At 47.3% G+C, this 12,335-nt stretch carries 15 protein-coding genes; 3 read left to right on the top strand and 12 right to left on the bottom strand.

Features of this window, described 5'->3' with window-relative positions; genetic code table 11:
• The first annotated feature begins 57 nt into the window (after positions 1-57).
• Entirely contained in the window at positions 58-513 is a 456-nt protein-coding gene (locus BST96_RS11000) for a DUF1499 domain-containing protein (protein WP_169713969.1), read from the top strand.
• A gap of 439 nt (positions 514-952) precedes the next feature.
• On the opposite strand, the gene BST96_RS10995 is transcribed toward BST96_RS11000, so the two are convergent.
• Positions 953-1,678: an SDR family oxidoreductase gene (locus tag BST96_RS10995; protein ID WP_085758753.1), complete on the bottom strand. Its 726-nt coding sequence runs from the start codon at positions 1,676-1,678 to the stop codon at positions 953-955.
• 128 nt (positions 1,679-1,806) lie between these two features.
• Here BST96_RS10995 and BST96_RS10990 point away from each other — a divergent pair, with 128 nt between their 5' ends.
• A complete protein-coding gene (locus BST96_RS10990; RefSeq protein WP_085758752.1) occupies positions 1,807-2,580 on the top strand; it encodes a maleate cis-trans isomerase family protein in 774 nt (257 codons plus the stop codon).
• Between the two features lie 58 nt (positions 2,581-2,638).
• On the opposite strand, the gene BST96_RS10985 is transcribed toward BST96_RS10990, so the two are convergent.
• The 9 genes from BST96_RS10985 to BST96_RS10945 all read right to left on the bottom strand — a co-directional run bounded on the left by BST96_RS10985 (position 2,639) and on the right by BST96_RS10945 (position 9,289).
• On the bottom strand, positions 2,639-3,577 hold the full coding sequence (locus BST96_RS10985; RefSeq protein WP_085758751.1) for a hypothetical protein: 939 nt from the start codon (positions 3,575-3,577) through the stop codon (positions 2,639-2,641).
• A 37-nt stretch (positions 3,578-3,614) separates the two neighbouring features.
• On the bottom strand, positions 3,615-4,628 hold the full coding sequence (locus tag BST96_RS10980) for an alpha/beta hydrolase family protein (protein WP_085758750.1): 1,014 nt from the start codon (positions 4,626-4,628) through the stop codon (positions 3,615-3,617).
• Positions 4,625-5,581 (bottom strand): alpha/beta fold hydrolase, encoded by a 957-nt coding sequence (locus BST96_RS10975; RefSeq protein WP_085758749.1) that lies wholly within the window; start codon positions 5,579-5,581, stop codon positions 4,625-4,627. Before BST96_RS10975 ends, BST96_RS10980 begins: the two co-directional genes overlap by 4 nt.
• A 38-nt stretch (positions 5,582-5,619) precedes the next feature.
• Complete coding sequence (locus tag BST96_RS21300; RefSeq protein WP_085758748.1) at positions 5,620-6,111, bottom strand: SDR family NAD(P)-dependent oxidoreductase; 492 nt, start codon at positions 6,109-6,111, stop codon at positions 5,620-5,622.
• On the bottom strand, positions 6,111-6,425 hold the full coding sequence (locus tag BST96_RS21295; RefSeq protein ID WP_085758747.1) for an SDR family NAD(P)-dependent oxidoreductase: 315 nt from the start codon (positions 6,423-6,425) through the stop codon (positions 6,111-6,113). Before BST96_RS21295 ends, BST96_RS21300 begins: the two co-directional genes overlap by 1 nt.
• Positions 6,426-6,533: 108 nt before the next feature.
• Positions 6,534-7,253: a DUF3108 domain-containing protein gene (locus BST96_RS10960; RefSeq protein ID WP_085758746.1), complete on the bottom strand. Its 720-nt coding sequence runs from the start codon at positions 7,251-7,253 to the stop codon at positions 6,534-6,536.
• 42 nt (positions 7,254-7,295) lie between these two features.
• Positions 7,296-7,943 carry a glutathione S-transferase family protein gene (locus BST96_RS10955; RefSeq protein WP_085758745.1) on the bottom strand — a complete coding sequence of 216 codons (648 nt, stop codon included), beginning with the start codon at positions 7,941-7,943 and terminating at the stop codon, positions 7,296-7,298.
• Between the two features lie 12 nt (positions 7,944-7,955).
• A complete protein-coding gene (locus tag BST96_RS10950; protein WP_085758744.1) occupies positions 7,956-8,618 on the bottom strand; it encodes a hypothetical protein in 663 nt (220 codons plus the stop codon).
• Between the two features lie 191 nt (positions 8,619-8,809).
• Positions 8,810-9,289, bottom strand: coding sequence for a MarR family winged helix-turn-helix transcriptional regulator (locus BST96_RS10945; protein ID WP_085758743.1), 480 nt, complete (start codon positions 9,287-9,289; stop codon positions 8,810-8,812).
• A 107-nt stretch (positions 9,290-9,396) separates the two neighbouring features.
• Between BST96_RS10945 and BST96_RS10940 the strand changes: the two genes are divergently transcribed.
• Positions 9,397-10,422 (top strand): DUF169 domain-containing protein, encoded by a 1,026-nt coding sequence (locus BST96_RS10940; RefSeq protein WP_085758742.1) that lies wholly within the window; start codon positions 9,397-9,399, stop codon positions 10,420-10,422.
• A 119-nt stretch (positions 10,423-10,541) separates the two neighbouring features.
• Here the strand turns inward: BST96_RS10940 and BST96_RS21015 are convergent, their stop codons facing one another.
• Both BST96_RS21015 and BST96_RS10930 read right to left on the bottom strand, forming a co-directional pair.
• The gene (locus tag BST96_RS21015) at positions 10,542-11,348 is read right to left on the bottom strand and encodes a PEP-CTERM sorting domain-containing protein (protein ID WP_240554784.1); all 807 of its coding nucleotides are present in this window, start codon (positions 11,346-11,348) and stop codon (positions 10,542-10,544) included.
• 312 nt (positions 11,349-11,660) lie between these two features.
• Positions 11,661-12,335 carry a hypothetical protein gene (locus tag BST96_RS10930; protein ID WP_085758740.1) on the bottom strand — a complete coding sequence of 225 codons (675 nt, stop codon included), beginning with the start codon at positions 12,333-12,335 and terminating at the stop codon, positions 11,661-11,663.

The following is a 12,335-nucleotide window of genomic DNA, read 5'->3' as shown; positions in this document are numbered from 1 at the left end:
ATAGACCAAGATCAGGTTTTCGAGCAGCCTTTAGGCAGCGATATTAAGGACGGGACAGTGAAGTACATTCTGACAAGCCTGGCATTGGCCATATTATTAACCGGCTGTGCCAATCAACCCGAACCCTCTCCAGCCCAGCATAGCGGTCAAGCCAGACTAGCCCCTTGCCCAGCATCACCCAATTGCGCAAGCACTCAAGCAGCCTCTTCTGCCCAGCTGATTAAAGCTCCCACACTAGCCGTAGCTCCGGAACAGGCCTGGCCAGCTGTCGTTGCCGCTGTTAAAACCCTGCCCCGAACCCGGCTGACTGAGCAAGACGGTTATTATCTTCGAGCAGAATCCCGTAGCTGGTTATTTCGCTTTACCGACGATATTGAGCTTTACCTGGATCATGACAAGCAACAGCTAACTATGAGGTCAGCATCACGTCTGGGTTACTCCGACCTCGGGGTTAATAGCCGCAGGCTAACTAAGCTAATCGACAAGCTTAGGCTGCAAGGCATTGTTAAATAAGGATTTTCTTCCTTTCTCGGCACTTTTAAGCCCGGTTTTATAAGTACAATCCGCGTTTTATTTCGCTATCTACGGATTTTTTTTCGGCGGGGGATGTCCTATATTTTAACCATCAACGGTTAGACAGAATTTGTACCACGGCTAGTTGAATAGCCTGTTCCATCGAGGTCTCTAAGCAATATCCCTACTGGCACCCTCCCCGGGTGCCTTTTTTTTGATCCAAAAACCGCTCTGTTAAGTAAATATACTTAAGGATGTCTCGGTAATTACCAATTTTTTTACCGGCACTATTCAACTAATCTGTAACCATTGAAACACGCACCATCCTCGGTCTCGAATATAGATACTTTTAGCACCCTTAGGGGTGCTTTTTTATGCCTGCTATTTTTTCCAGCGAGAGCTATTAACCACTATAGCCAGCCATTATCAGGGGTTGCGATTACCACGGATAAGGCTCCCGGTCCCGATAGAAGCCTCCCGTTGGCCCATCTTCCGGCAGCGTTGCCAGCCAGACGACGGTATCCGCCCCCTCTGCCGCTGTACGCGGAGCCCCCTCACCCCCCAGCTCGGTTTGGCACCAACCCGGGGCCGCAGCATTCATCTTGATATTGGGCGCGTCTTTTAACTCCAGCGAGAGCAGCTTGGTCACCGTATTTAGCGCCCCCTTGGAGGTGCGGTAAGCCAAAGTGCTACCCATTTCTGAGGTAGCCAGCGAGGCCAGTTCTGATGAGAGGTTAACAATCCGGCCATAACCCTGAGACTGCATCATGGGGGTAAATAGCTGGATCAGGCGAAGAGCGCTGTAGACATTCACATCCATCACTTCACGGAACAGATCAATATCGAGCTGAAAGCCCGACTGCCACTGATCCGGGGCGATACCGGCGTTATTCACCAGGATATCTAAACGGCCGTAGGCCTTGCTGATATGGCCAAACAGAGCCTGGCACTGCTCAGTATCGGTCACCTCCAGAACAAAGGAAGAAACACTAAGACCCGCTGCTGTCATCTCGTTAACCAGCGCCTGTCCCATAGACTCACTGCGCGTCGTCGCAACCACATGAATGCCCTGCCGGGCCAGTTGGCGGGTCACTTCCAAGCCAATGCCGCGGTTGGCACCGGTGACCAGAGCTACGCGCTGGGTGGGTGTCTCGGTATGGCTCATAGGGCTCTCCTAAATAGTCGACAGTTCTGGTATAGTTGCTATTAATACTATTGTTATAACTTTAATATAACCATTCAAGCAAGTACAAGCCCGGTTATATCGACTTTCTGCTATTTAAGGAGCACACCATGTCATTTGAATACGGCACAGATTATTACGGCTATCGCAAAAAGTTTGCCGTATTGGTTCCATCCACCAATACCGCAGTTGAAACCGAATACCATATGATGAAGCCTACTGGCGTCGTATTGGCCACCCGTCCCTGTAATATTCCGGCAATGGAAGTCAAAACCGAAGAAGATTTTGTTGGCATGGTTGAAGCGATTGGTGCGGCAACCGAACAAGGGCTGCGCGATGCGATGAGCCTATCCCCCGACCACGTTATTTTTGGTTATTCCGCGGAAACGTTTTGGGACGGTAAAGAGCGTTCTGACCGCGAGTTTAATAAATATAATGATATCGCCAACGCTGAGGGCAACTGCGGCATTACCTTTGGTGCTCAGGCCATCCAGGATGCATTAGCCTGCTACCCCGGCGTCAAACGCATTGGCTGTATCAGCCCTTATATGCCCGTTGGCGACAGCATGGTGGTGAAGTTTTTAAGTGATATCGGCTATGAAGTCGTGCGTATTAAAGGCCACTGCTCACCAGGCCCTGAGCAAATTGCTCATGAGACCTCATTAAAAACCCGCGAACTGGTTAAAGAGGTCGACGGTGATGATGTTGACCTGATTTTACAGGCCGGTACTAATCTGCACTTTGTTGAGCTGGCGGCACAGCTTGAACTTGAATTGGGCAAGCCGGTTCTGGCCATTAACGCTTTAACGTTCTGGCATGCGTTGCGTAGCAACGGTATTCCTGATCGCATTCGTGGTTTCGGTTCTTTATTAGCAGAACACTAAACGACTACCACCGTATAAAAAAGGGCTGAATATTCAGCCCTTTTTTATTGTTTTTCCCTTAGCGCAAGCGCTCTATTAATACTTCAAAGCGCAGCGTAAATAACACCACCCCTTCACGGCGGTCTTCATATTTTTTTCGCTTCCAGGCATAGGCTGGTTCTAACTCCATAAACAACCAGGGGCGATAAATATTGCGCCGATAACGCATCCCCAAGCCGTAGGCGGTGGTCAAATATTCGGGCCGCGTTTCACCCGCTATCCATACATATCTCGACAAGGCCTCTTTTTTGCTAAGCCGCTCAGCCAGAGTTAACCGCGTCACCCAATGAACACCATCAATCTCTTCGGCAAATCTTGCATTATTAGACCAGCGCACCAAACGGTCATCATCCAGCTTTCTATCCAACTCATAGCGGGAGCGCAAGCCAAAACCTTCGGTATCGACAAAGTAGAGGGTTTCTGTAAAACGGTTCAGGTATTTATCGCCCCAGGGCAGGTCATAACGATAGCGAACATTGGCTTTGCCTTTGACAGAGGACTTTAAGCCCACACCAAAGTCGACACGGGAATTACTTTTTTCACGAAGATTGTATTGCAGGCCGACTTTGGTATTGTCGTTATCATCGTTAATGGAACTGACACCACTATCAATATCCAGCTCTTCATCATTTTCATCAGTAAAGACCAGGCTAAGACGTTTATTCAGCCGTGGCAGATGCACCTTGCCGCGCAATTTAATTTTTTCGTCAGTGCCATTACCCTCTTCCCACTCATTTTCGACATTAATCCGCAAGGAGGAGTATGCCGACTCCAGATCAGCCCGAGGCACCCCAAAAAAACTATCCATCCAGCCGGCCAGACGGTCAACGGATTCATAAGTATAGCTATGGGCGGAGTCTACCCATGTCGATGGTATGGGCTGCTCTTCTCCCTCACTGGCAATAAGCCGCAAGGGAAAAATACAGAGTAAAAAAAGACCAGTGGTGAGCTTATGCATTTACTAAGTGTAATGCATATAGCAGGGGCCGAAAGATTTATCGGCGTTCAATAATAGAAAAACCGGATGTCAGGGTGGCAAGCTGATCGCCATCAATAAAGGCCAGCGCCTTTGCACTGTCTTTTACATAGGCATCCAGAAAGGCAGTCGAGGTTGAATTTAACATCATTAAGGCGTCATGCTGTGGCGCCTGCTCTCGCTCTGGACGACAGATTAAATTACCCAGATAGTGGTCGGCACCCTGAGTAATCAATGCATAGTTATTGCCTTCTATTGCAGTATCAAAGGACATTTTATGTAGCCGCCAGTCGGGCCAAAACTGCGCATTGGAATCCCAGGTACCGGTACTTAGCAACATCGGTCTTTGGAATTTTTTCCAACTATTTTCATTAATCACATCGAACATAGGGCCGGGTGGCGAGATAGCCACAACCGCCTTGATACGTTGATCGGGATAATAAACATAGTCTTCCGTATCGGGGTTAAAGGTCGCGGCACCGCCAAATTGTTGTGCGGTAAATGCACCGAATGAATGGCCGGTAGCAGCAATGCGATCACGATCAATACGACCAGCGAGACCGGTCACGGTATTTTCTACCGCATCCAGATTATCTAACAGATAATTAAAATCTTTCATGCGCTCATCAATCAAACCAAACTGACCATAGCGAACGCTATTAATAATGCCGTGCATGGCACTACAGCAATCCAGATGGTTGGGCGCAACGACAATATAACCATGACTAACCCAGTGATCGATAACCTTGTTATATTTATCTTTGTCGGACCAATTGCCATGAGAAAAAAGCAGCAAAGGGAACTGCTCTTCACCCTCTGGGTAGCTCACCGATAAATCCATGGATTTATCGTCACTCACCGCTAATACAATATCGTTTTTGCGAACCACCGCATAAGGACCCGGCTCAGCTTTATACAGTTGGGCAAGTTGTTGCTCGGTTGCCGCCAAGGGTTTGGCCTCAGGTAAGACAACCTCATCAGCACAGGCTGCCAGCAAGGCGACAAGCATCAATAACAGAGTTCTTATATTCACTGGGCACCCTCAAGATTGGCGGCAATAAAGGTCTCAACATCGGCCAGGGACTGCCCCGGGATTTCAAAAGGCACAATATGGCCGACATCAGGGTAAATCACTTTTTCTACCCTTTCAGCATTGATCAGGCGCTCTTCAAACAGGTCAACAGACTCCACCGGCAACTGTGGATTATCTTCGCCCCACATAACCATGGTCGGTACGGTAATATTTTTTAATAGCGGCGCCGGGTCGGTCTTTTCCCAACCGCGCATACGATGAAACTCTGCCATACGGTTACCGGAGCCACGGTACATCTCGTGAAACTCGGTCAGCACTTCATCAGTAATCAAATCCTTATCTACAACCGGCGCTTGTAAAAACCCCCGGAAAATCTCCTGCGGCAGTAGATAGAAAATATAGCCCCCCCATGAAGGCAGGCCACGCTCCATATATTTGTTAGTCAGCCGCGGCATACCCGGCGTATTAATCATCACCAGATCCCGGACCTGCTCGGGGCGAGTCGCGGTATAGTAAAAAGCAATAGCACCGCCGGTAGAGGAGCCCACCAGGCTAAATTTATCAACACCAATATGATCCATTAAACCTTCTAATAATACCGAGGCTCTTTTGCGGGAATAATCTTCGGTGGGATCAGGACCGGTCAACCCGTGGCTGGTTAAATCGTAGCGGATAACGGTATAGTTTTCTTTTAATACATCAACCCAGGGCTGCCAAAAACGCATGGTCCAATAATGGGAGTGTATCAACACAATCGCAGGACCCTGCCCTTCTACTTTATAGGCCAGTGAAACACCGTCTATATCAAAGCGCTGTAAGTTATTGCCGCCGTATTTTTTCTCCAGCTCACTGATAGGAATATCGCGAAAAGCAAATAATACCCAAACAACATAAAGCACGATAATCGCAAGAAGAATTTTTAATGGAACGGTAATTAGACGCCAACTTAGCATAACACTGCCTTTTTATTGTTGAATATCATGTAGCTTTTTTAAATACCATAGGGTTGCAAACGATCTTTTTTTCTAATCATATGCAGTGCAAAACCCAATAACATTTTTGGTGTTGAAAGCAACTTAATAAAGGTGCCATTTTTAGTATCAGCCACCATTCTTTTTACTAATTCTTCGCCCGTGGCTTCTGGCGACGAACCAAAAATACTAAACATAAAGCGCCCTTCTTTTTTCCAGCGCTCTTCACCCATTTCTTTGGCATCATTAATCACCATTGGGGTGATTACCATACCGGGGTTTAACCAGCCAATGGTCACACCGCTACCTTCAATCTCTTTGGCCACCCCATTGGAAAAATAACCAACAGCGCGTTTGGTGGTGCCGTAGCTGACCATGGTTGGGCGGGTAAAACCGTTTTCACCCATACCGGCAGTATTATAAATTTTGCCACCACCTTGTTGCTGAAGACCATTAACCGCGATATGGGTACCTATAATAACGCCTTTAATATTCACATCAATAATACCCATCAAACGATCGATACTCGACTCGTGTATATATTTCTGGGTACCCCCAAACCGGCATTATTAATCCAGTAATCTATCTGACCATAGTGCTGAACAGCTTGATCCCATAGTGCCCGGACTTGCTGCGGATCCGTCACATTACAGATAACGCTATGTATACGGCCCTCTGCGTTAGCGCCTGCAATCTCTTTAATACGTTCGTCGAGCAGGGTTTGGTTCAGGTCACTGATAACAACATTAAAGCCTCTATCGTAAAAGGCCTTGGCCATACCGCCGCCGATGCCGCCAGCGCTGCCTGTGATTACTGTGGTTGGCATTTTTTCCCCTGTTAGCAACGAGTCGAGGTAAATTTCCGGGGCGTAAAACAGCAGGAAATAGCGCTGTCCGGAGATGGCGCTCCCTTAAATCCACTACACCCCTATCGATTAATCCCGAACTAATTCAGTCAACTCATAATGCGTTTGCATATAACCGGCAACACCGGCTTTCAATACCACATAGTCATCATCCGCCGTTACCCACACATCATAAGGAGGATGCTCTTCGGGTAATTCACCTGCGGTATCGGTCACCTGGAAATGACGCGACTGGAAGGTTCCGGCCTGTACAGTAACTTCTTCTTCACCGACATAGACCAAACTAAAACCACATTTAAAATATTGTGGGCCTGAGGCTCCACGGTGATCCGGTGACGTTAGCAGGGCTTTAGGCACACGCTGCTTACCGGGGCCCTGACTTAAGTCATATAATTTCATCAGCAGGCCATCACCAATAATTGGGTGTGACTGCAACCATTTGCAGGGCTCGTCCAATTCTAGACGCTGAGTAATCCGGCCATCGCGCTGGTTAAAGGTTTCCAGCTCTGCATAGGTATCCGTAAAACGCATCCAGCCGGTGCCTTCAAACTTACCGCCGACACTTAAGCGCACAGAACAATCCAGCGGTGCAGAGTTTTTATCCAGAGCCATCGCCACATCGCGAATCACATCCGGCTCATCATCAATTTCACAATGGGCTAACATCACAATATTGTCGTCAGACTGGCGGGTTAAGGTAAAGTACTCACGGCCACGCTCTTCATCCATACGCTCAGGTTTTTTTGAGGTATAAATAATAGTGCCTCGAATAGAACTATGATTTTTCATACGGCTTCTCTATCAATATTTGTTATGGGAAATAATACAGTATTAACCTTTCATACGAGTCAGAAACGCTTTAAAGCCTTCATCTAACTCCACCAGTACACGACTGATATGTTCATTGTTATTGGCCCACTGCCACCAGGCTGTTAGTGCCGGGCAATCCGCCAGGGGGTCTGTTTCACCAAAACTGGCACAGACATCAAAGATAAAAAACATCACCGGCGCCAGATGACAGTCCGCCAAATCCAGCGTGTTATGTTGATCGCGTCCGTATTGAACCCATAAATTTTCCAGCATTGCCAATTGCACTTTCATATTGGCCAGGTGTCCCGCTATGTCTTCATCGCTGGCAGTTCTGCCAAACACTTGGGCAAACAAAGGAAATAAAGCAGGAGAAACATAGGTATCCGGAACCTGGCAAAATAAATTAACCAGTGCACGCTCTTTGATATCCGTCGGACGTAAAGGGTTGTCGGGAAAACTATCTTCCAGAAATTCCATAATAACCGCGGATTCTGGCAGTACCACCTCACCGGTATCCAAGGCTGGAATTTTTCCTAGTGGGTTAATTTTTTCATACTCAGGCGTACGAAACCCCTCCGGTGCAACAATCTCAACAGGAAGGTTTTTGGCATAAATTTGAATCCGAACTTTGGATGCAAAAGGCGAATGCGGTACGCTATATAATTTCATAGAAAGTCTCTATTAACCGAGTAAGTGAACACCAATAGCTGCATTTAATAATAGGCCAGCCCAAATACCGTAAACCCAGGGGTGAACACGATGCAGTGCAGCATCAATAATGCCATTGGTTTCATCGCTGGCCCCTTCTCGCATCATTCTGCCAAACGCCATAATAAAGGGCTGCAAGTTTTTACGAATCATCAGGCCGAAAAATACCAGCGCGGCGAAGATCAGCATTTTGTAGGCTACCCAGGGTGCGGCAATTAAGCTGCTATCCAATAAACCCATAATGGCATAAGTGGTAATAGCTGCAATAACCACTATCCGCACCCAAAAATCAATTTGACCCACTTTAGCCTTGGCTGCCTGGTTATCTGTGGTGTACATATAGCGCACATTGATTACCCAGATAATCGCGACAAGCCATACCGCGATAATCACCGCCACAGGGGCCGCGATAATACCCAGCATCACAGCCATCTGTAAGCCCAATGGAAACATCAATGGCATGGCAATCTTTGGCGCTTGATCACAGGCCAGCATAATCTTCAGGGCAATAGCCCGGGTTTGAGGGCTTAGCTCGGGCTTTGACACATACTTGCTGCCAAAGAAGGTACCCAGATCGCCGCCAAGCCAATACACAAAGGCGATGATATGAGCATATTTTAATAGTAGATAGTCCACGGGATAGAGCCTCGTTGTTGGGGATAGATTAGCCCGAACCTTAATTGACCTATTATATTATCTTTATATCTTTTAAACAAAGCAGGAATAGGCCCTAATCGCCGAGCTGGGAGAAATAGCCCGCTTAGATTAATCAAGGCTCAGGGGCTATTCGTTGATAATTATCAGTTTTTCAGGGGTAGGCTACAGGCTTACTGCCCGGCGATGTCGTCCAGCATTTTTTCCAGACTTTGCGCCATCTGGGAGGCTTCGCCATCATCAAAAGCACGAACCAGCCGATCGACATGCCGAGCCGCCTGGGGGAGTAACTGTTGGTAGAGACTATCACCAGACGGGGTAATCCAGACCTCCGTGGCTCGGCTATCTTCGGCAGCAGGCCGTCGCTCAATCAGGCCATCACGCTGCATCTGGTCAACCACCCGGCTTAATACCGCCTGCTCGGAACCTGCCATTTCCGCCAGCTCACCAATGCGGCAGCCATCCATCACCTTAAGAATAGACAGCACCTGCCAGCGTGGGATGGTCAAACCATGTGGGCGCAATTCCAGCAGCCACATCCGATTGATCTTGCTCGTCAAGCGATTCATCAGATAAGGCAACAGGTCTACAGCGGTAGGTATACCCATAAGCGACTGAGCTGAACCGGACTCTTCTGCGACAGGCTTATTCATAAATAACGACGATCAAGTTATGTAAATGGTTAAAAAAGAATTGATATATGTAATTACATATAATATAACGGTTTTATTATTTTAAGCAATCACTGAACTGGAAAATAATGAGTATGAATATCCAAGGTATTTGCGACGTTTTAGACGGTAAGGTTCGCGGCAAGCCCGTCGCCATCACTAAATTTGTGGATGAGATCCCCGACAGCTATGACGGTATTAAAGTCGACCCCTGCCAGATTCTTCGTCACGCGATGGATGACGGCAAGCGTGTCTATTTTGACCGCCAAAATCAGGACTGTATTCACGGGGCGTATATCACCGGCGTACATGAAGGCAATGAGCAAATACAGTCTGGCCGCCTGCTAACGGACTATATCCCCGCCTACAATATCGATGCCGCTTATACCTTTAATTCCGGCGAATATATTTTGCCTCAGGGAACGGTAAAGGGCTTTGGCGCAGCACCGCTGGATAATGTCCCCGAAGGCAGTGAGGTGGATTGGATTGTGGTTGTTTGCACCCCCGGTGTTGCTGGCATGGTGTCGGCAGCACGCGCAGTTAAAGACGGCACTCGCCCTGATACGGCAGCAGGTAATTCCTATTGCAGCGACATGTTTGTCAGTCCTTTTTATAATGACAATGTCATTATCACACCAGGGGATGTCGGTGGTCGCAATAATAATAAGCTTAAGGAGAGTGAGCTGTTTGTGATTATCCCCGCCAAATGGGCCGATGGAATTATTGATATTTTGGGCGCCACCCCGGATGTTAAAGGTATTTTTGAAGCTACCCGCCCAGAGGATTCCCCCTACTGGGACAAACAAAAAGCCAAAAAGGAACGCGCCGCCAATCGCACCGATAAGGTGTCAAAAGTGGCCAAGGAAAAATATGGGCTGGAAATCTCAATGGAGTGGGATATAGCCGCCGTAGAAACGATTGCCAAAGCGCCTAAATTTGTGCGCAAGTTTGCAGTGAGCAATGTTGAGGATTTTGCCGAAGAGCAAAACTATCAGCGTATCACCGTTGAAGTGGTCAAGGAGCAAGCTGAGAGTGCAGGGATGGGCAAATTTATGAAACAAGCTGAAGGCAGCAAGCTAGCTAAAGTGATAAGCCTGTTTAAACGTGATAAATAAACTGGCTTGGCCTTTTGCCAGCCCTTTATTTTTAAACGCGACCTTTCAACGATAAAAATTTCAACATAAAAAAAGGCGCCAATTTGGCGCCTTTTTTTATGCTAAACAACGAAGGTTGCTTAGGCTTTCTTTCTACGCGCAAGACCTAAACCTGCAACACCAAGCGCTAGTAGTGCAATGCTACCCGGCTCAGGTACTTCATTAACCCTTGGATCTTTGGAAGCACCAATGACAACATCATCAATACCCCAACCATCGTTAGGATCTAATGAATCACAAGAGTTCACGTCAACGCAGTTTTCAAATACAAGCGATGCGCTGGCAATCGTTGAAGCTGCTTGAATGGTGACATAGAACAGGGAATCACTAGAGTAACCTGTGTCAATCTGCTCGCTAGTAGATGTACCATCGTCATAGATCAGGTTAAGACGTGCGCCCTGGTCATTAGGATCAGAAAGGAAAAAACCAATAGAATCAAAGTCAATGGCGGTAGAGCTTAGGTTATCAAAAATACTCCAGGTAACCTGGCCCGCATCATTGCTGTCTAACCAAAAGTCATTGTCATCACTGGACAGTGACTCACGACCAAACTCACCCGTCTGATCACTTTCGATCATCAAATTGCCATTATTGACATTGCCACCAGCCTGACCTGCGATATCTAAAGTAAAGGTACCGACATTGGTGCTAAAGCTATTGGCTGTGGCTTCCCAGGCGTCCTGCTCATTACTTGAGGATACTGCAGTAGCATCACCAAGGCCATCGAAGTCTTCCAGCACGCTAACGGCCAAACCTGATTGGAATGTGGCTTCAATAGCATTGAGTGCAGCTTCACTACCTGAATCGATAGTAATTACCGCGGCATTGGCCGCAATGCTGCCCATTGCCGTTGCGGTTACAAGTAATTTACCTACTTGAAGTTTCATTGTCGTAATCTCCATATCCTTAATTGGTATAAAATAAAGAACTAAACTTATGTTTGTGATTACTAAAACAGCAAAAAGTGAGCCAATTAAAATATATCAATATATTTCAACAAGTTAAGCGATAGAGCGCACTTTAACAGCTGTCTCTTTGTAAACTTATTCGACAAAAACTCTAAGGATATCTAGCGGAAGGAGGCCCTAAGTCAGAACCAGACAGGCAGGGTTAACGGCGAACCGTGGCGGGCAGGCGCATCAATAGCGGTTTAAACACCAGGCTGGCAGCCACAATCACAGTAGCCACCGTAATAACCATCATAATATTGGATAATTCCCCGCCGCACCGTTATAAAAAGCCCAAGGAGTACACAACATACCAAAGGCATTCACTATGGTGGTAAAACCATGCATGGATTGCGCGTGGGTCGCTTTTAAAATAGTAAAAAAATACACTGTTAAATAAGCCGACAGAAAACTGAAAAAAGCGACCGGGTCCCCCACGACCCAATACAGTGAAAAGGCCGAGACTATACCCAATCCACCCCGCATGATCTCTTGCGGCCAATCCATCAAGTACATCACCGCAAAACCAATAACGGCAGCAAAGGCTGCTATCACCAGCAGGGTATATTGCCCCATAAAAGCGGTGATATTCAGGGCAATCGATAAGCAGATACAGCAACTAAACAGCCAATCACACAATGACGGTGGCAAGCCGGTCAAGTACCAGCGGTCAAAGGTATTGTCGGCAATCTCAAAGGCACTACCGATCATCATCACAATGGCGCTGAGGTAAAGCAGCTCGGGGGCATATAAAACCTGCTGTAAATAATCCCAGTAAATATGCACTGAGGCCATCAGCAGCAATGGCGATAGCAGGGTAAATGCATGCGCCCCTAATACCCATATGGCAGTGGGCAGCGGCAGATTAATTTCCTCGGCGATTTTGTGCCATGGCTTAATAACGGTGATGGGCGGTTTATTATTCAT

Source organism: Oceanicoccus sagamiensis (assembly GCF_002117105.1).
Classification (GTDB): Bacteria; Pseudomonadota; Gammaproteobacteria; order Pseudomonadales; family Dasaniaceae; genus Oceanicoccus; species Oceanicoccus sagamiensis.
This window is presented reverse-complemented; position numbering and strand designations above follow the sequence as displayed.

Bases quoted from the DNA above. Each gene is read 5' to 3' on its own strand.
- BST96_RS10995 (WP_085758753.1), bottom strand. From the start codon at position 1,678: ATGAGCCATACCGAGACACCCACCCAGCGCGTAGCTCTGGTCACCGGT.
- BST96_RS10990 (WP_085758752.1), top strand. From the start codon at position 1,807: ATGTCATTTGAATACGGCACAGATTATTACGGCTATCGCAAAAAGTTT.
- BST96_RS10985 (WP_085758751.1), bottom strand. From the start codon at position 3,577: ATGCATAAGCTCACCACTGGTCTTTTTTTACTCTGTATTTTTCCCTTG.
- BST96_RS10975 (WP_085758749.1), bottom strand. From the start codon at position 5,581: ATGCTAAGTTGGCGTCTAATTACCGTTCCATTAAAAATTCTTCTTGCG.
- BST96_RS21300 (WP_085758748.1), bottom strand. From the start codon at position 6,111: ATGGGTATTATTGATGTGAATATTAAAGGCGTTATTATAGGTACCCAT.
- BST96_RS21295 (WP_085758747.1), bottom strand. From the start codon at position 6,425: ATGCCAACCACAGTAATCACAGGCAGCGCTGGCGGCATCGGCGGCGGT.
- BST96_RS10960 (WP_085758746.1), bottom strand. From the start codon at position 7,253: ATGAAAAATCATAGTTCTATTCGAGGCACTATTATTTATACCTCAAAA.
- BST96_RS10955 (WP_085758745.1), bottom strand. From the start codon at position 7,943: ATGAAATTATATAGCGTACCGCATTCGCCTTTTGCATCCAAAGTTCGG.
- BST96_RS10945 (WP_085758743.1), bottom strand. From the start codon at position 9,289: ATGAATAAGCCTGTCGCAGAAGAGTCCGGTTCAGCTCAGTCGCTTATG.
- BST96_RS10940 (WP_085758742.1), top strand. From the start codon at position 9,397: ATGAGTATGAATATCCAAGGTATTTGCGACGTTTTAGACGGTAAGGTT.
- BST96_RS21015 (WP_240554784.1), bottom strand. From the start codon at position 11,348: ATGAAACTTCAAGTAGGTAAATTACTTGTAACCGCAACGGCAATGGGC.
- BST96_RS10930 (WP_085758740.1), bottom strand. From the start codon at position 12,335: ATGAATAATAAACCGCCCATCACCGTTATTAAGCCATGGCACAAAATC.